Here is a 17,592-nt window from a genome sequence, read left to right on the forward strand (position 1 = left end):
CGCTCACTCTCAGAAAACTGACTGACCAGATCCGAAGACCCAGTCACGTTTTGCTGTGCGAGCACTGTATAACTTGTAAAGCTAAAAGACCGAAGTCTTCCGCATCCGTTATCAAGCGCCCACACTTATCGGTTGTTTGGTTGTTAAAGAACCCGCCCTTTCGGGCCGCATCCGGCTTTGCCGTTTGCGTTGCTGCGTTTTGTTTGCAGCGGAGAAACGAGACTATAAAGAAGTTTCTGCGATTAATCAATCATTTTCGAGAAATTCTTTATTCTGGAAGGCACACTCTTTCGGATCGAGTTAATCCTTGCAAGTCTTTTCCCACCCCCGTTGCGCGGTGCCTTGCGAACGAGGGGGCGAATCTTAATGCCTGGATGCCTGCCTTGCAAGCGTTTTTGAAAAGAACTTGAATGAGCCTCCTTTGTCACTTGACCACGCCGACCCACGGCCTGCCGACGAGGGCGAACGCCTCATTACGCTTGCCAGCGCTGCAACTCGGACAGGATCTGTTCAGCGAGGAAGTCACAAGGCGGCCGCTTCGACTTTGCGCTGCGCGCCAGCACCAGCTCCAGCCCGGCTAGCTCGGGCAGCCCCTGGGCCTGGCCAAGGATGGTGAAACGGGCCGGAACGGCACATCGCGCGAGCGGCGCCACCGCCAGTCCCGCTTCGACCATGCTGAGCAGGCCGAGCAGGCTGGGACTTTCATAGGACATGCGATAGGCGATCCTGGCCTGCTCCAGGCTGCGGATCGCAATGTCGCGGGCGACGCTGCCCGACTGGAACACGGCAATGGGCAGCGGCCGCTCGTTCCAGATTTCGTGCGCCGCCGGCGATGCGGCCCACACCATCGGTTCCAGCCGGATGAACTCCCCGGACAACCCTTTCACTCGCGTTGCGCAGACCAGGTCGACCGATCCGTCCTTGACCATGGGCGCCAGCGCCACGCTTGGCAGGCCAATGACCTGGATCTCGACCTTGGGATAGGTCGCGGAAAACTTCTTCAGGATCGCGGGCAACAGGGACGAGGCATAGTCGTCCGGCATGCCGAGCACCACGCGCCCGGTCACGTCGGGGCGGACCACGGCCGCCCAGGCCTCGTCGCGCAGGGCCAGCATGCGGCGCGCGAAGCTCAGCAGGACCTCGCCTTCCGGGGTCAGCACCATGTTCCTCGGCCTGCGCACGAACAGTGGCTTGCCCAAAGCTTGCTCAAGCGCCTTGATCTGCATGCTGACCGCCGACTGTGAGCGGTGCACGAGTTCCGCCGCGCGGGAAATGCTGCCGGTATCGGCAACCGCCACCATCATGGCCAGGACATCGAGGTCAAGCGCTTTCACTTGTATCAGAAAAACTGAAGCAACAGATCAATTTTACGCATTTTTCTTAACCATCGGTGCTCGGGCATACTGGTCGAAAACGTTGACCACCTATGCCACACGCGAACATGGACCACCCCTTGCGCGACAGCCTCGCGCGCGAACTGCATGCCCGCCCCTTCCTGCGCATCGGCGGCCCCGCCTCGCTGACGCACTTTGCCATCTATGCCGACGGCGATACCGCCGTCCACCATGCCTTGCTGGCCGACTTGTGCAGGCTGACCGGGCTGGAGGTACCGGCCGACGGCGTAACGCACTATTCAGGGCGTTGGGGCGATCACAAGCAACTGAAGTGGGAGCGGCACACCGAGTTCTCCACCTTCACGTTCGTGGCGCGGCGTGGTGACGCGGACTACTTCTCCGACCTGGCCACCGCCCATATCCCGGCCGAGTGGTTCGACAGCTTCGCCGGCAAGCGCCTGGTGGCACTGCGCATGGAGCTGGTCTCGGGCGAGGCCGCGGCCCATGCGCGCGACCACGTGCGGGAATGGATCGACGGCCCGACCCTGGCGGGCAGCCACGTGCTCGGCGGCGGCGAGGTGTTCTGCGACTGGACCATCCCGCCAGATGGCTTTACGCGCTTCCTGGTCATCGACAACGGCTTCCGCGAAGTGCAAGGCGGACGGCTGCTGCAGCGGCTGTATGAAATCGAGACCTACCGGATGATGGCGCTGCTGGCCTTGCCGGTGGCGCGTGAACTGGGCCGCAGCGTGGACAACCTGCAGCGCTCGCTCGCGCCGCTGATGCGCAGCATGGACACGAGCCAGGGCGGCCGCCACGATGCCGAGCTGCTGGAGCGGCTGACGCACCTGGCGGTCCGCATCGAGGCGCTGGCTGAATCCGGCAACCGCTTCAGCGCGTCGCGCGCCTACGAGAAGCTGGTGCTGGCGCGCATCCAGGAATTGCGTGAAGAGCGCATCGAAGGCATACCGACCATTGCCGAATTCATGGAGCGCCGCTTCGCGCCTGCCATGGAGACGTGCAGGTCGGTCTGGGCGCGGCACGAGCAATTTGCCGGCCGCGTGGCGCGCGCGCTCGACCTGCTGCGCACGCGCGTCAACCTGGCGCAGGAGCAGGACACCACGCGCCTGCTCGAGGGCATGGACCAGACCGCGCGCAGCCAGCTGCGGCTGCAGCACGCGGTCGAAGGCCTGTCGGTCGCGGCCATTTCCTACTACGTGCTGTCGCTGGCGGGCACCGGGCTCAAGGCGCTGCATGCGGTGCACCTGCCGCTGGACCCGGAACTGATCAAGGGCGTGCTGATCCTGCCGGTGGTGCTGCTGGTGCTGCGTGCTACCAGGCGCAGCAAGCATGCCGGGCAAAAAGCGGCGGCGCGGCGCCCGGCTGCGAATCAGGCCGCATAGGGCAGCTAGCCTGCTGTCCCGCCCTGCCCCGCGGCTGCCGTGGCTTGCCGGAGGAGATGCATCGGGCCAAGGCTCTCAATAGCCTGCATCTGCGCCGCATCCCGGACAAAAAGCGAGCCGGCGAACGCCAGGGCATTGACTGCGATGCCTTCCACGCACTCCATGGATCTCGGCACCAGCAGCAGCCCCGCGGGCATGACCAGCAGGTTGTACGGCGCTGACGGGTGCAGTCCGCCCTCGACATCGACCGCGCGCACGCCAACCGCATCCAGCAACGCGCGGTAGCGCTCGCACGCCGTGCACGCCATCTCTTCCACCGGCGCCGCGGACAGATCCAGCGGCGCGAACGCATGCGCAAATGCCAGGCCGGGAACGGCACCGATAGCGCCGGCGATCCGTGCCGACGCCAGCAAGGGACCAATCGGCAGCGCCGGCCCACCCTCGGCGAACGGCAACGGTACGATCTGCAGGTGTTTGTGGGCCTGGCTCGCTCCCGCGACTGCCCCGCCGTTGTAGAAGCCCAGGCTCGGGAACTCCGCCATGCAAGCCAGCAGCGCTTCAAAGTCCGCCACGGTCAGCAGGGATTCCTGCGCTTCGAAGCGGCGCGTGACGATGAGCAGGTGATGCTCGATGACATTGAACTTGTTGAGCAAGGCCACATGGGTGTCGGAGATATCCGCGACAAACAGTTCCGGGTCATAGGGCAGGAATGGATTGCTCCCGGCGCTGCTGGTCGTGCGTGCCTTGTCCTTGCGAGCCAGGCTCGATACCTGGCGGACCAGAAACCGCACGCCACCGTCCTCGATCGCCGCCTCGATGGTTTCGATCGGGCACAACGCCCCGCTCTGCAAGGCATGCGCCGTCCGCTGCAGGATCGCCGGCCACAGCGTGCCAGGCTGAAGGTGTCGATGGTGCATGGTTGGATTTCGCTAGCGTCAGTCCTGCTCGCGCAAGAGCATCGCCACGTTGCGCTCCGCGAGCGCCGCGATGGTTCGCGAAGGATTCAGGCCGAGCGGACGCGGGACGATCGCTCCGTCCATGACATACAGTCCCTTGTAGCCAAATACCCGGCCCCTTGCATCGACGACTCCGTCTGCAGCGGAGGTTCCCATGTTGCAGCCTCCCAGCGGGTGCGGTGTGATCAGGTTGTGCCACCGTCGCCAGGTGAGCGGTACCCACGGATCCCCGCCAGTCGCTGCCGAGAGCTGCGTATGCGCTGCAATCATGGCCTCGATGACGGCCACCGATGCCTGATAGGACCAGTCGAGCCGCAGCACACGACGCCACGGTGCGTACCACGTGCGGCCCAGTCTCAGCTGGCCATCGCCAGGGTCCACGCCCTGCCCGAACCAGGGCATCATCTGCTCGACCGGATCGCCGTCGTCAAACAGTCCTCCGACCTCCTTCCACACGGCACGCAGCTTGCGGGAACGCGTTCGCTTCATATGGCGCCGAATGAAGTTGCCTGCGAGGTTCGGGATTCCACCGTCCTCCACGAAGAGCGCCTGTCCGTTCGGGCCGCTGTGGTCCAACAGGTCGATCGCTGCGGAGATGGTAACGCCATGGGAAGGAGAGATCGTCCTGTGGTCATAGTAGGCTGGCGTCACGAAGTCGCCATTGTGCGCCCACCCATATCCCAACCGTGGCGAAAGCCCCGGAAGTGTGCGATGCTCATCCCGACAGCGCAGCAGAAGCTCGGTGCTGCCGATGGAGCCGGCGGCCAGTATCACCCTGGCGGCCGTGACTGTGCCAGGGCTCGTCGTTTCGATTTCCGGGTCGATCTTCCTGAAGCATACGCGCCAGCCCTGCTGCAGCGGCTCGAGCCGGTCTACCAGGTGCAGCGGAAGAATCTCGGCGCCATTGTCCTCAGCCACTGCCAGGTAATTCAGGTCCAGCGTATTCCTGGCCGATACCTGGCACCCCACGTCACAGTTGCCGCAGTGAACACAAGTGCCCTGCAACCTGCCGTGCTGGTTCATGAATGTCTGTGAATGACGGTCATCGCGGGCGTCTTGCCGTGTGGGGTCCCAATGCTCGGAAAATGTCACCGCCAGCGGCAATTTACGGAAGCGCCCGCCCCAACCGCAGGCTTCCGCCCCCTCGCGCAACAGCCGGGTTCGCTCGCTCAACTGGTTATCCGGCACTTCGCTCACCGCGAGCATGCGCCCGACCTCCTCATAGTGGGCTTGCAGGTCCGCATAGGTAACCTCTTTCGGCCAGCCCTGCTGGAAGGCTTCCGGCTTGGCTTCCACGGAAACGTTGGCGTAGATCAGCGAGCCGCCACCGACCCCGGCCCCGGCGATGACCCATACGTCAGAGAAGGTCCGGATATCGGCCCAGCCATTGAAGCGATTGGCGCGCTCCTGGTTCCACAGCCAGGGGTCGCTCTCGTCGCGCGGGTAAGTCGCGGGGCTCCAGCGCCGGCCGCGCTCCAGCACCAGCACCTTGCGGCCGGCCTGCGCGAGCCGGCACGCCGAGACTGCACCACCGAAGCCGCTGCCGATGACGACGACATCGTAGGCAAGCGCATTGCTCATCATGACGCTCCCTATCGTTGGATGATGATTGGCTTCTCCTCAATCATCCGCACCGCCTCGGGCGGCATTACCTGACCGTCTGCCGGCACGAACCGGGGGCCGGTCGCGCCGGGCTGGGCGCGTATGCGCCAGGTGCCATGGACCTTCGTCAATCGCTTGACGCCCTCGCCCAGCTTCCAATGACGGCAGACCTTCTCCAGCTTGAGCGGGTAGATCGTCAATTGCCCACCCTCGAACCGCATCCGCAGGAAGCATTTGTAATCGGCGATGCGCTGGGAGGAGAACACCTCCTCGGGGTGCAGGCGCCAAAGGGCATTGCCCAACACCATCCATGCGCCAAACAGCAGGCCACCGAGGGCGCCGCCCAGCAGCATGGCCTCGACCACGAACAGCAAGACGGGGGGCGCATTGTCCGCGCCAAAGACATGGAAGTTGAGCCGCATGACGAGCCATAGCAGCGCGACTGCCAGTGCCAGGTGCAGCAGCCCGTGCAACGCGCCGACAACGCACGCCAGGCGCACGCCGCGCCTGACATCCCTGGTCGACAGCGCAGCACAGGTAAAGACAATGGCCGCTGCGAACACCACCGACGCCGGACTGTGCGCCATGACCCGGAACAGTTGGTGGAACACCTCGCCGATATTCCCGAATGTCACTTCGAGCCCGGCCAGCCTGTCGACGAAGCTGCGTTGATCGCGCCCGGGGACAGATACCAGGCTCGCGCTTTGAATGATCCAGTCGAACAGCAAGTACAGGATCGCCACCAGCGCACAGAACGAGAGGTTGCGCGCAGGCAGTTGCCACGCGCGATTGCGCAATTGCCGGGAAGCGGATTTTTCCGGATACGCTGACTTCAGTTCGTAGAGCTGTCTGGCCGGGCCCACGACGATAGGCCTCGGCGGATCTGGCAGCAGGTGCGTGCCGTGAAGAAATGCACCGCCGCCTCCGCAGGTGATGCGATGCGGTCCCGCCGTGCCCTCTCGCGGCACGTAATGCGCGTAGTGGTGCGAGTTGCCGGCCAGCACCAGCGCGAGCCGGTCGCCCAGCATCCCCTCGATCTCGCTCAGGCTCCGGAAGCGCGGCGTCTTGGCCTCGATCGAAGGTACGGCCCGCCGCTCGCCGCGGCGCACGCGCTCCATCTCGTCAATCCAGCTCGCCTCGGGCGCGCACAATACGACGCGGTCACCGGGCTGCAGCGCCGTGTGCATCTTCTGGAAGTACTCGCGCTGCGGCCGGTCGATCTCAGACTCCAGTTGCAGGTCCAGGCCCCAGACCCACCAGCCGCCGGGCAACTGCAAGGCATAGTAGCCAGTGCGCTGGCGTGTCTCCCAGCCGCCCACGGGCTTGCCGCTGCAGAACAGGCGGGCGAAGCCACGCAGGCCATCGTACCAGTCGTGATTGCCAGGCGTGGCGACCATCCACGGCGCATCCGGCAACTTGATCGGCTGGTCGCTGTATGCGGGGCGCGCGATCTCGACCGGCGCAGGGAATGCCGCCCGGAAGGGATCGACGAAGCGTGTCCGATAACCCTCATGGGCAGGGGTCGGATACACCTGGTCGCCACCCAGCAGCAGCACCTTTGCCCGTGGCAGCGTCACGCCTTGCTCGCGCAGCGTCACCGCGTGACTGACGCACAACGCCATGGAGTAGGTCGAGTCCCAACCGTCGCCGGTGTCGGCCAGATAGTCGACCCAGACACCGCCGTGCCCGTCGGCGGGCACCGGGAGCGGCGGGTTCGGATTCAGCGTGGTGAGTGCCGCCTGCACCATGCGCTGGTCGGCAAAGGCGCCGATCGCCATCGCCACGGCAACCCGCATGGCAGTGAACGGCAGCTGTAGCGGGCTCAGCCAGTTCACCATGGTTCTTTGGGTGTAGAGTTCCACGCGCCCGGTCGCGGCAGACGCGGAAGCGATCGTCGCGGAGCCGGCAGCATCGGCCGCAGCTTGCGAACCACCCGGATATGGCGACTCTGGTGCTGACCCGGAATGTTTCATCGCCTTCCCCCCAAGACTTCCAGCTCGTCCGCAAGGATCGGGGCGCTCGCGCATGCTGGCGCGAGTGCCAGCCGTTGCCAATGGCCCTACGCCCTCACCCCCTCAACATCTCCACCGCTTCCGCAATCGCCCTTCTGATCCGTGTGTACGTGCCGCACCGGCAGATCACGCAGCTCATCTGGTCGGCGATCTCCGTCTCCTTCGGATTCCGGGTGCGCTTGAGCAGCGCGCTCGCCGCCAACAGTTGCGCGCTCTGGCAGTAGCCACACTGCACCACCTCGTGCTTGAGCCAGGCCGCCCGCAGCGCGCTCGCCTCGGGGCCGTCGAGTCCTTCGATGGTGACGATCTTCTTGCCTTCCATCTCGCTCGCCTGGTGCTGGCACGACAACACCATCTTGCCGTTGACATGCACCGCGCAGGCGCCGCACACCCCCACGCCGCAGCCGAACTTGGTGCCTGTCAGCTTGAGCTCGCAGCGCAGCACCCACAACAGCGGCGTGCAGCCGTCCGAGCGGACCTCGACGCTCTTACCGTTGACACTGATCTGATGGTCTGGCATCGCAGGCTCCGGAAGGCGGCAGGGTCTTCAGCAGCGGCAGGTCGCGCAGGCGCTCGCCGGTCGCATGGAACAAGGCGTTCGCCACCGCCGGGGCGATCGGCGGCGTGGTGGACTCGCCCACGCCCTGCGGCGGGCGCGTCGAAGGCATCACGTGTACCTGGATGTCCGGGCAGTCTCGCAGGCGCATGGCCGGAAAGGCGGTGTAATAGTCCTCCTTCACCTTGCCTCGCTCCAGCGTGATCTTCTGCCACAGCGCTGCCGACAGCCCGAACACAATGCCGCCCTCGACCTGCTGCTCGATCAGGGTCGGGTTGACCGGCATGCCGCAATCGATGGCGCAGAACACGCGATCCACGCGGACCTGCCCCATGTTGCCTACCGACACCTCGGCGACCTGCGCCACCACGCTGCCGAACGACTCGTGCAGGGCCACGCCGCGCCCCATCTTCGCCACGCCAGGCTGCTTGCGCAAGGGCTGGCCCCAGCCCGACATCTTTCTTGCCTGCTCCAGCACCGCGCGCTGGCGCTCATCCCTGAGCAGGCTCATGCGGTAGTCGAGCGGGTCCACCCCGACCGCCACCGCCAGCTCATCGACAAAGCTCTCCATGAAGAAGGCGTGGTGCGAGTGCCCCACCGAGCGCCAGTAGCCCACGGGGATGGCGAGGTCCACGGTCTGGTGGCCGACCCACACGTCCGGCCAGTCATAAGCCTGGTCGAAGGCGCCCTCCGCCGTGGACTTGTCCAGCCGCGACAGGAAGATGTCGGGCAGGCCGAAGTTGCGCTTCGCGACGCCCTCCAGCACTGACTGGCTGGCCGAGACATTGCGCACGGCGATGACCTTTCGGTTTTCGTCGAGCCAGGCCTCGAAGCGCGACACGCTGGCCGGACGGTAGAAGTCATGCCGCATGTCCTCGGGGCGCGACCAGATCGTCTGCACCGGCACGCCCTTGCGCCTGGCGGCGATGGCGGCCGCCTGGCAGATGAAGTCGACTTCGAGCCGGCGCCCGAAGGCACCGCCGATGAATTGCTGGCGCAGTTCGACCTTGTCGGTGTCCAGCCTGAGCGTCTTCGCCACGCAGCGGCGAGCCAGCCCGGGCATCTGCGTGGCAGCCCACACGATGGCGCGGTCCTCCTGGACCAGCACCGTGCAGTTGACCGGCTCCAGCGCGGCGTGAGCGAGATAAGGCGCCGAGTACAGGACCTGGATGGCGGGCTTGCCCTGCTTCATGGCGCGCCCGTTGCCATGCTCGTACCAGACGCGTGGGTCGGCGGCGTCGAGCGCCTTCACCAGCGTATCGCGGATGCCGTCGCTCGACAGCTTCGCCGCTTCGCCCTCGTCCCACTTGCACTGGACCTTCTCCACCGCCTGCATGGCGATCCACGCATCGCTGGCGATCACCGCCACGCCGCCGCTGCCGCCCTGGAGCGGAGGCAGCGCGACCAGGTCGAGCACGCCGGGCAACTTCTTTACGTCGTCGGGCGGGGATCCCCGCAGCGTGCCGCCCAGCGTCGGACACATCTGCACGCTGGCGTAGACCATCGCGTCCGCCACCACGTCGATACCGAAACTGGCTGTGCCGTGGAGCTTGGCAGCGGCATCAAGGCGCGCCGCGCGGGTGCCGATGAGCCTGTAGCTGGCCGGATCCTTCAGTTCGACCTTGCGAGGCAAAGGCTCACGCGCGGCAGCCGCGGCAAGTTCGCCGAAGGTGGCGCTGCGCCCCGACGGATGCACCACCTTGCCGGCCTGCGCGCGGCAGGCTTCGGCCTTGACGTCCCACTGCTTCGCCGCTGCCGCGCACAGCATCATGCGGGCGGCGGCGCCGGCCTCGCGCATCGGATGCCACAGGTCCCTGATGCTGGTAGAGCCGCCGGTGAACATCAGGCCCACCTCGCGCACGCCCTTGCGCGTGAACCATTCGGCGGCACGCCTGGGCCACCCCTTGTCGTCCGGCCGGAACGGCAGGTTGGCGACCACGCCCTCGATGTTGTTGTACAGGTTGTCGATGGGCGACGGCTCGACCCGGATCTGCGACCAGTCGGCCTCCATCTCCTCGGCCAGCAGCATCGCCGCGCCGGTATGCACGCCCTGCCCCATCTCGGCCTTGTTCATGACCACCGTGACGGTGTTGTCGGACGCCACCTTGATCCAGCCGTTCAGCGCAAACTGCCCGTCGCGCGCCGCCAGCGGCTCGCCGCCCGCCAGGCGCTGGCGCGGCGGCAGCCAGGCCCATCCGATCACCAGCGCACCGGCAGCGCCCGCACCGCCGAGCAGGAAGGCTCTGCGCGTCAACATGGCAAGACTGGCGGATCGATCATCATAGGAAGGCCCCGTGCCGCCGATGGCATGGCCTATATTAGGTCGGGAAGTGCCGCAGCGCGAATGCGAGCACGTGGTTGGCGCAATCGCGCAACACCCGGCACGGGCCATGCTGCGCTGATACCGCCTGCCTGCGCAGGTCCATGACAGCGCCTGCGTTCCGGCAAATCCTTGAACCGGGAAAAATTACTTGCCCGGCTTGCAGCGGCCCGTGCCGCGACGCGATCGACAAATTCTCCAGAAGAATCAGCGTCTTAGAAAAACATGGCGGATTCTCCCTGCCATCGGGCCGGCGCTGGCTTGCGCCGGGCAGCGAAGCTTGACGGTCCCTGCGGGCCATCGCACTGCCGGCACCAGGCACTTCGGATTCGGCGCAGTCGTCGTCGGCCTGATTGCAAACGCCGAACCTGCTCAGCGTCGTGCCGGCTCGCCCGATTCCACATATGGGAACATTATCTTCTCATTGTGGAACAACTCTAAGATCTCCTTGCCCCCATGCCGGGATATCGAGAACGGAGTTGAACCATGATCCGCCTGTACCGAATGCTTGCTCTTGCAGTAGTAATGGCGCCCTTTCTCTGGTCGAGCCCGGCGTCGGCGCAGGCGCAGTGGCCTGCCCGACCCATCCGGATGGTCGTACCGTTTCCGCCGGGCGGGTCCTCGGACATCCTGGGTCGGCTGATCGCGGAGCGTATGGCCAGGGTGCTCAAGGCCAATATCGTCGTCGAGGACAAGCCCGGGGGCACCACGCAGGTCGGTACTGAGTTCGTCGCCAATGCAGCGCCCGACGGCTACACCATGCTGCTTGGTGCTGCCTCCGCCTTCACTGTCCTGCCCAACCTGCGCAAGCTGCCATTCTCGCTGGACAGCTTCCAGCCGGTCGGCGGCGTCGCCGACTATATCGCCGTCATGGCCGTCAGGAAGGAGTTACCGGTCAACACATTGGCGGAGTTCATCGCGTACGCCAGGCAACATCCCGGCAAGCTGACCTTCGGTTCCGCCGGCGAGGCCTCGGCCGGGCACGTGTACGCCGGCACGCTGGCGCAGGAAGCGGGGCTGAAGCTGATGCACGTTCCATACCGCGGCTCGGCGCTGGCGGTCAATGCTGCGGTGGCCGGTGATGTCGATTTTGTGATCGACGGGGCAGCGGTGGCCATGATCAGGGCTGGCAGGCTCAAGCCGCTCGCGACCTTCTACCGCAGCCGCCATCCGGAACTGCCGTCCGTCCCCACGCTCAAGGAAGCAGGCGTGGAGATCACCACCGCGAGCGGCTCGGGCTGGGGCATCCTGGTCCCCAGGGACACGCCCAAGGACATCACGGATCGCCTTGAGCGGGCCCTGCGCCAGGTCCTGAGCGAAACCGACATTCAGGCCGTGATGCTGAAGGCCAACTCCGTTGCGTCCTGGCAGTCGCCCGAGGAGTTCCGCCGCGGGTTGCTGGCCGACCAGAAGTTCTATCGGCAACTCTTGCCGGCGATCGGCATCAACGGCGAATAAGCCCGCAACCAGCAACCTCACCAGACAAAACCGAACATGCGTACCTACACCGCGGCCCATTGGGGCGTCTATGAAGTCGAACGCAACGGCAACGAGGCGACAAGGCTGCATCCGATCGAGGCGGACCCTCAGCCGTCCGGCATTGGCTCAGGCATGCTCGAAGCCTGCCGCGACGTGCAAGTGCGCGTGAAGCGCCCCGCCGTGCGCAAGAGCTGGCTCGAGAACGGCCCCGGCAGCCGGCCCGAGCGGCGCGGCCAGGAGCCGTTTGTCGAGATCGGGTGGGAGGAGGCGCTGGCACTGGTATCGGGCGAACTGAAGCGCGTCATCGGCACCTGGGGCAACGAGGCGATCTTCGGCGGCTCCTATGGATGGTCCAGCGCCGGCCGCTTCCACCATGCCCAGAGCCAGATCCATCGCTTCCTCAACGCCATTGGCGGCTACGTGCGCCATGCCGATTCCTACAGCCTTGGTGCCGCACGCGTGCTGATGCCGCATATCGTCGCCCCGATGGATGAACTGATGGCCGTCCATACCTCATGGGATGTGCTTGCCAGGCATACCGGCATGTTCGTCACCTTCGGCGGCGTACCGGCCAAGAACGCGCAGGTCAGCGCGGGCGGCCCGGGGCAGCATGAGGTGCCGGACGCATTGCGGCGCATGGCCGCGGCGGGCACCCGTTTCGTCAACATCAGCCCGGTGCGCGACGACCTGGAAACAGGCGCTGACTTCGAGTGGCTGGCCATCCGGCCCAACACAGATACCGCGCTGATGTTGGGTCTTGCCCATACGCTGCTGGTCGAAGGACTGCATGACGTCGCCTTCCTTGATCGCTATTGCGTGGGCTTCGATCGTTTTGCGGCCTACCTGCGCGGCGAGCAGGACGGCCAGGCCAAGGACGCGCATTGGGCCGCCGGCATCACCGGATTGCCGGCGGCACGGATCGGAACCCTTGCGCGCGAGATGGCGGCTGCGCGGACCATGCTCAATATCGCCTGGTCGCTGCAGCGTTCCGACCATGGCGAGCAACCGTTCTGGATGCTGGTAACGCTCGCCGCCATGCTTGGGCAGATCGGCCTGCCGGGAGGCGGCTTCGGCGTCGGCTATGGCGCGGTCAACATGATCGGCAACGCGAACCCCCGCTTCTCCGGGCCTACCCTGGCGCAGGGAGAGAATGGCGTGAAGGCCTTTATCCCCGTGGCGCGCATCGCCGACATGCTGGAGAAGCCAGGTGAAACGTTCACATACAACGGCCGCACGCTGACCTATCCTGACATCCGCCTGGTGTACTGGGCCGGGGGCAATCCCTTCCATCACCACCAGGACCTGAACCGATTGCTGCGTGCGTGGCAAAAGCCGGAGACGGTCATCGTGCACGAGCCGTTCTGGACTGCGACCGCGAAGCTGGCGGACATCGTGCTGCCCGCGACCACGACGCTCGAGCGCGATGACATCGGGTACTCGACGCGTGAGCGCTTCATGGTGGCGATGCACCAGGCAATGCGGCCGGTTGGCGAGGCACGCGATGATTACGACATTTTCACGGAGCTGGCGCGCCGGTTTGGCGCGGAGGCGCGCTACACGGAAGGCCTGGATACGCCAGGCTGGTTGCGCAGGCTCTATGGCGAGAGCATCGGCCGCGCCGCACAGGCCGACGTGCGGCTGCCGGAGTTCGATGCGTTCTGGGAAGCCGGCCTGGTCGACATGGCCCTCCCCGGCCAGTCGGTGGTGATGCTGGAGGGCTTCCGCCGCGATCCGCAGGCCAACCCCCTGCGCACCCCGTCAGGCAGGATCGAGATCTTCAGCCAGACCATCGCGGACTTCGGGCTGCCGGACTGCCCCGGGCATCCGCAATGGTTTGCCCCGGTGGAATGGCTTGGCGCTGACCTCGCTGCGCGCTGGCCGCTGCACATGCTGTCGGACCAGCCCGCCAGCCGCCTCCACAGCCAGCTTGACCATAGTCCCCACAGCCGCGCCACCAAGGTCGCCGGCCGCGAGCCGGTGATGATCCATCCGACCGACGCCGCAGCCCGTGGCATTGGCGCCGGCGACGTGGTGCGCGTCTCGAATGCACGCGGCACTTGCCTGGCCGGCGCGGTCATCAGCGCGGCCATTCGCCCGGGTGTGATCAAGCTGTCCACCGGCGCCTGGTTCGACCCCGACCTGGCGGCTGCGTCGGTTGGCGGCAACGGCATCGAGAAGCATGGCAACCCGAATGCGCTGACACTGGACCGGCCCGCTTCGGGCCTGTCGCAAGGGTGCATCGCACAGACGTGCCTGGTTGAAGTCGCGCGCTTCGAAGGCGAGCCGCCGCCGGTGACCGCGTTCAAGCCACCGCAGCTGCAGCCACGGTACGGCGTCTGAAGCGACAAGGCGCCCTGGCGGGCGCCTTGTCAACGCCTGACCGCGACCATGCTCCGGGTCGCCAGCGACAGCGCGTTGTGCCGGTCGCCCCCACCCAGCCCGATGGCGATGTCATTGGCCGCTTCGCGCACCAGCTCGGCAAAGGCCTTGATCTTCTGGGGCTTGAAGCGTGCCGCCGGCCCCGACAGCCCGACCGCGGCAATCACGTGCCCGTTGCCGTCGCTGATCGGGGCGGCAACGCCGCAGACCGACTCGCGCCACTCGCCGCGGTTGACGGCATAGCCCTGCCGGCGCACCTTCTCCATCTCCTGCAGGAAGCGCTCGGGGTCGATGATGCTGTCCGGCGTTGCCGCGACCAGTGAATCGGCCATGCGCAGCAGCGTGACGTCGGGCAGGAATGCGAGCATGGCCTTCCCCGTCGCCACGCAATGCGCCAACGCGCGCCCGCCGATCTGCGTATAGGCCCGCACGGGATTAGGACTGTCGACCTTGTGCACGTACACGACCTCGCCCCGGTCCAGCACGGACAGGTGCACGCTTTCGTCGCTGGCTTCCATCAGCCGCTCCATCCAGCCTTCGGCGTGACGCCGCAAGTCCAGGCGGGACAGCACCGCGGAACCAAGTTCCCATAGCTTGATCGAGGCGCTGTAGCCCATGCCCGCTTCATCGCGGATCACGAAATGCAGTTCGACCAGCGCCTGCAGCAGGCGATGCACATTGCTCTTGGCCACGCCGAGATGCCTGGCGATCTCGGTAAGGCCGAGCGGGCGATCGCTATGGGCCAGCAACTCGATGATATGCAGCCCCTTGATCAAGGTGTTGTTCATGCGCGCTCGCTCCCGGGTCGATGCGGATGAACACATGGTACTCCCGGCGCGCAGGTGTTCTCAAATACGGAACAGTTGTACCCGATATTGGGACGTCCCTACACTGGACTCCATTCCGGGATAACCGGCGCTGGAATGTGGACGGCGTCGGAATCCTTCGGGCCCGCAACTCCGTCCCAAGGCATTGCAATGGATGATCTGAACGAGAGGGACCTGCCCCTGAAAGGGGTCAGGGTGGTGGAATTCTGTACGGTGGCGGCCGGCCCGTTCTGCGGCATGCTGCTCGCGGACATGGGCGCCGACGTGGTCAAGGTGGAATCGCCCGAGGGTGACACCCTGCGCCAGTGGCCGCCGCTGTCCAACGGCTTCTCCGAGAACTTCGCCTCGCTGAACCGCAACAAGCAGTCCGTCGCGCTCAACCTGAAGGATCCCGCCGATGCGGCGCTGGCGCGGCAGCTGATCCTTGACGCCGACGTCGTGGTCGAGAACAACCGCCCTGGCGTCATGGACCGCCTTGGCCTCGGCTTCGCCGGCATGCGGGAGCACAAGCCAACGCTGGTGTACTGCTCGATCTCCGCGTACGGCCAGAGCGGGCCGCGCGCCGGCGAAGGCGGCTTCGACCTGACCATCCAGGCCGCGGCCGGCGTGATGAGCGTGACCGGCGAGCCCGACGGCGAGCCGGTCAAGTGCGGCGTGCCGGTGGCCGATTTCGCCTCGGGGCTCTATGCGGCATTCGCCATCGCCAGCGCGCTGACGCGTGTGCGGGCCGGTGGCGCTGGCACGCATATCGATGTGCCGATGTACGGGTGCACGCTTGGCATCGCGGCGCTGCAGACCAGCGAGTACTTCGGCAACGGCAAGAGCCCGGTCAAGCTGGGGTCGGCCCATCCACGCAATGCGCCTTACCAGGCCTACCGGGCCGCCGACGGCCACTTCGCCATCGCAGCGGGCAACCACAAGCTCTGGCTGGCGGTGCTGGCGGTGGTGGAGATGCCGGAACTTGCACAGGATCCGCGCTTTGCTACCACCAGCGATCGGGCCGTCCACCAGAACGAACTCAAGGCACTGCTGGAAGCGCGCTTCGCCGGCGCCGGCGTCTCGCACTGGATTGCCGCTTTCAACGCGGCCGGTGTGCCGCATGCCCGCATCAACGACTACGCGGCCGCGCTGGCCGACCCGCAGGTCGAACACATGGCATGGGTACGTCCGCTGACGCTGCCAGGCGGTACCCGGACGCGCACCTTTGCGTCGCCGCTGCGGTTCGATGGCATGGGCCTGCCGATTCGCCGCGATCCACCCGCCCTGGGCGAGCACAGCGCGGACGTGCGCGCGCGCCACCAGGTATCCGACCTCATCCCGATCTCGCCGGCGGAGGAATCATGACGCACAACATCGAACGGCTGCGGGGATTCGTCGCCACCATCACCGGGCTGATGGAACAGGCAAGGACGCGCGCTCACGACGAAGCCGCGTTGCTGGCCGCCGCCACCGCACCGATGCAGGCGCTGGTCGCGCATGACGACTGGCTGCCGGCGGAAATGGCGTTGCCGCATCCCGATTACTACCAGCAGCACCTGCTCTATTGCGATCCGCTCGATCGGTTCTCGCTCGTCAGCTTCGTCTGGGGCCCGGGCCAGCAGACGCCGGTGCACGACCATACGGTATGGGGCCTGATCGGCGTGCTGCGCGGCGCCGAGATTGACCAGCGCTATCGTGACAATGGCGGGCGGATGGTGCCCGACAGGGAGCCGCAGCGGCTGACGGCAGGCCAGGTGGCAGCGGTCTCTCCCGCGCTGGGCGACGTGCATCGGGTAAGTAATGCGTTCGACGACCGCGTCTCGGTCAGCATCCATCTGTACGGCGGCAATATCGGCCGCATCCGGCGCCATGTCTTCGACAGCGCCACCGGTGCCGTCAAGCCCTTCATCTCGGGATATGCCAACGCGTTCGTGCCCAATCTCTGGGCCGCGCCGACCGCATGATGCAAGGGCACGCGACCAACCTCCCGGCACATCCGGACGGGCTGCTGGTTGAAAAGCAGGATGACGTAACCACGCTGACGCTGGACCGTCCCGAGCGCGGCAATGCACTCTCGGCCAGCCTGGTGACGGCGCTGGCCGAGGCCGTGCAAGCCTGCCACGACGACGGCACCCGCCTGCTCGTACTCGCCGGGAACGGTCCGAATTTCTGCACCGGATTCGACCTCGGCAACCTCGACAGCGAGAGCGACGATTCGCTGCTGGCGCGCTTCATCCGTGTCGAGTTGCTGCTGCAGGCCGTGCATGCGGCGCCCTTCAGCACCGTGGCGCTGGTACGGGGCCGGGCCATGGGCGCCGGCGCGGACCTGGTGGCCGCATGCGGACAACGCTGGCTCGAGCCTGGCAGCAACATTGCCTTCCCGGGTGCGGCGTTCGGGCTGGTGCTGGGCAGCGCCAGGCTGGCTGCGCTGACAGGCGCGGCGCGCGCACGCGAGTGGATCGCCGGCGGCGCCGTGGTCGGTGCCGAAGCCGCGGCTGTCGCCGGATTCGCGGCGCTGGTGGCGCCGGAAGACCGCCCCGCGGCACTGGCGGCCCTGGCTGCAAGCGCGCGCCGGCTGGACTGCCCCACCCACGCCGCCATCCAGACTGCCACGCTGGGCGGGCATGGCGCACTCGCGCTTGCCCAGGCGTCGCAACTGGCCGACCTGGCGCGCTCGGCGGCAAGGCCAGGATTGAAGGCACGCATCGCGGCCTACCGCGCATCGATGAAGCGCTGACGCGGCAG

At 66.3% G+C, this 17,592-nt stretch carries 13 protein-coding genes; 6 read left to right on the plus strand and 7 right to left on the minus strand.

What is annotated here, in order from left to right; genetic code table 11:
• Positions 1-473: 473 nt before the first annotated feature.
• Positions 474-1,334, minus strand: a complete 861-nt coding sequence (locus AC3WRR_RS33255) for a LysR family transcriptional regulator (protein WP_010811621.1) — start codon at positions 1,332-1,334, stop codon at positions 474-476.
• A gap of 107 nt (positions 1,335-1,441) precedes the next feature.
• On the opposite strand from AC3WRR_RS33255, the gene AC3WRR_RS33260 reads away from it, so the two are divergent.
• Positions 1,442-2,737 carry a DUF3422 family protein gene (locus tag AC3WRR_RS33260; protein WP_010811620.1) on the plus strand — a complete coding sequence of 432 codons (1,296 nt, stop codon included), beginning with the start codon at positions 1,442-1,444 and terminating at the stop codon, positions 2,735-2,737.
• 5 nt (positions 2,738-2,742) lie between these two features.
• On the opposite strand, the gene AC3WRR_RS33265 is transcribed toward AC3WRR_RS33260, so the two are convergent.
• The 5 genes from AC3WRR_RS33265 to AC3WRR_RS33285 all read right to left on the minus strand — a co-directional run bounded on the left by AC3WRR_RS33265 (position 2,743) and on the right by AC3WRR_RS33285 (position 10,120).
• Positions 2,743-3,654, minus strand: a complete 912-nt coding sequence (locus AC3WRR_RS33265; protein WP_058697229.1) for an ATP adenylyltransferase family protein — start codon at positions 3,652-3,654, stop codon at positions 2,743-2,745.
• An 18-nt stretch (positions 3,655-3,672) separates the two neighbouring features.
• Complete coding sequence (locus AC3WRR_RS33270) at positions 3,673-5,277, minus strand: GMC oxidoreductase (protein ID WP_492299288.1); 1,605 nt, start codon at positions 5,275-5,277, stop codon at positions 3,673-3,675.
• 8 nt (positions 5,278-5,285) lie between these two features.
• Positions 5,286-7,157 carry a preprotein translocase subunit YajC gene (locus AC3WRR_RS33275; protein WP_492299289.1) on the minus strand — a complete coding sequence of 624 codons (1,872 nt, stop codon included), beginning with the start codon at positions 7,155-7,157 and terminating at the stop codon, positions 5,286-5,288.
• Positions 7,158-7,362: 205 nt separating this feature from the next.
• Complete coding sequence (locus AC3WRR_RS33280; protein ID WP_492299290.1) at positions 7,363-7,827, minus strand: (2Fe-2S)-binding protein; 465 nt, start codon at positions 7,825-7,827, stop codon at positions 7,363-7,365.
• On the minus strand, positions 7,796-10,120 hold the full coding sequence (locus AC3WRR_RS33285; protein WP_010811615.1) for a xanthine dehydrogenase family protein molybdopterin-binding subunit: 2,325 nt from the start codon (positions 10,118-10,120) through the stop codon (positions 7,796-7,798). The genes AC3WRR_RS33280 and AC3WRR_RS33285 overlap by 32 nt, the downstream gene beginning before the upstream one ends.
• A gap of 588 nt (positions 10,121-10,708) precedes the next feature.
• Here AC3WRR_RS33285 and AC3WRR_RS33290 point away from each other — a divergent pair.
• Both AC3WRR_RS33290 and AC3WRR_RS33295 read left to right on the plus strand, forming a co-directional pair.
• Positions 10,709-11,641 carry a Bug family tripartite tricarboxylate transporter substrate binding protein gene (locus tag AC3WRR_RS33290; protein WP_492299292.1) on the plus strand — a complete coding sequence of 311 codons (933 nt, stop codon included), beginning with the start codon at positions 10,709-10,711 and terminating at the stop codon, positions 11,639-11,641.
• Between the two features lie 36 nt (positions 11,642-11,677).
• On the plus strand, positions 11,678-14,002 hold the full coding sequence (locus AC3WRR_RS33295; protein WP_492299294.1) for a molybdopterin guanine dinucleotide-containing S/N-oxide reductase: 2,325 nt from the start codon (positions 11,678-11,680) through the stop codon (positions 14,000-14,002).
• Between the two features lie 29 nt (positions 14,003-14,031).
• Here AC3WRR_RS33295 and AC3WRR_RS33300 read toward each other — a convergent pair whose 3' ends face one another.
• Positions 14,032-14,829: an IclR family transcriptional regulator gene (locus AC3WRR_RS33300; protein ID WP_058697235.1), complete on the minus strand. Its 798-nt coding sequence runs from the start codon at positions 14,827-14,829 to the stop codon at positions 14,032-14,034.
• 189 nt (positions 14,830-15,018) lie between these two features.
• On the opposite strand from AC3WRR_RS33300, the gene AC3WRR_RS33305 reads away from it, so the two are divergent.
• The 3 genes from AC3WRR_RS33305 to AC3WRR_RS33315 are packed head-to-tail and all read left to right on the plus strand — an operon-like array spanning position 15,019 to position 17,584.
• Positions 15,019-16,212 (plus strand): CaiB/BaiF CoA transferase family protein, encoded by a 1,194-nt coding sequence (locus AC3WRR_RS33305; RefSeq protein WP_058697236.1) that lies wholly within the window; start codon positions 15,019-15,021, stop codon positions 16,210-16,212.
• The gene (locus AC3WRR_RS33310) at positions 16,209-16,811 is read left to right on the plus strand and encodes a cysteine dioxygenase family protein (protein WP_058697237.1); all 603 of its coding nucleotides are present in this window, start codon (positions 16,209-16,211) and stop codon (positions 16,809-16,811) included. Before AC3WRR_RS33305 ends, AC3WRR_RS33310 begins: the two co-directional genes overlap by 4 nt.
• Complete coding sequence (locus tag AC3WRR_RS33315) at positions 16,808-17,584, plus strand: enoyl-CoA hydratase/isomerase family protein (RefSeq protein WP_234788152.1); 777 nt, start codon at positions 16,808-16,810, stop codon at positions 17,582-17,584. The genes AC3WRR_RS33310 and AC3WRR_RS33315 overlap by 4 nt, the downstream gene beginning before the upstream one ends.
• Positions 17,585-17,592 lie beyond the last annotated feature (8 nt).

It is taken from the genome of Cupriavidus sp. FW305-3-2-15-C-LB2 (assembly GCF_058787575.1).

What these genes read in the sequence shown, in the direction of transcription:
- AC3WRR_RS33260 (WP_010811620.1), top strand. Translation starts at nt 1,442, where the DNA reads ATGGACCACCCCTTGCGCGACAGCCTCGCGCGCGAACTGCATGCCCGC.
- AC3WRR_RS33265 (WP_058697229.1), bottom strand. Translation starts at nt 3,654, where the DNA reads ATGCACCATCGACACCTTCAGCCTGGCACGCTGTGGCCGGCGATCCTG.
- AC3WRR_RS33270 (WP_492299288.1), bottom strand. Translation starts at nt 5,277, where the DNA reads ATGATGAGCAATGCGCTTGCCTACGATGTCGTCGTCATCGGCAGCGGC.
- AC3WRR_RS33280 (WP_492299290.1), bottom strand. Translation starts at nt 7,827, where the DNA reads ATGCCAGACCATCAGATCAGTGTCAACGGTAAGAGCGTCGAGGTCCGC.
- AC3WRR_RS33285 (WP_010811615.1), bottom strand. Translation starts at nt 10,120, where the DNA reads ATGTTGACGCGCAGAGCCTTCCTGCTCGGCGGTGCGGGCGCTGCCGGT.
- AC3WRR_RS33290 (WP_492299292.1), top strand. Translation starts at nt 10,709, where the DNA reads ATGGCGCCCTTTCTCTGGTCGAGCCCGGCGTCGGCGCAGGCGCAGTGG.
- AC3WRR_RS33295 (WP_492299294.1), top strand. Translation starts at nt 11,678, where the DNA reads ATGCGTACCTACACCGCGGCCCATTGGGGCGTCTATGAAGTCGAACGC.
- AC3WRR_RS33300 (WP_058697235.1), bottom strand. Translation starts at nt 14,829, where the DNA reads ATGAACAACACCTTGATCAAGGGGCTGCATATCATCGAGTTGCTGGCC.
- AC3WRR_RS33305 (WP_058697236.1), top strand. Translation starts at nt 15,019, where the DNA reads ATGGATGATCTGAACGAGAGGGACCTGCCCCTGAAAGGGGTCAGGGTG.
- AC3WRR_RS33310 (WP_058697237.1), top strand. Translation starts at nt 16,209, where the DNA reads ATGACGCACAACATCGAACGGCTGCGGGGATTCGTCGCCACCATCACC.
- AC3WRR_RS33315 (WP_234788152.1), top strand. Translation starts at nt 16,808, where the DNA reads ATGATGCAAGGGCACGCGACCAACCTCCCGGCACATCCGGACGGGCTG.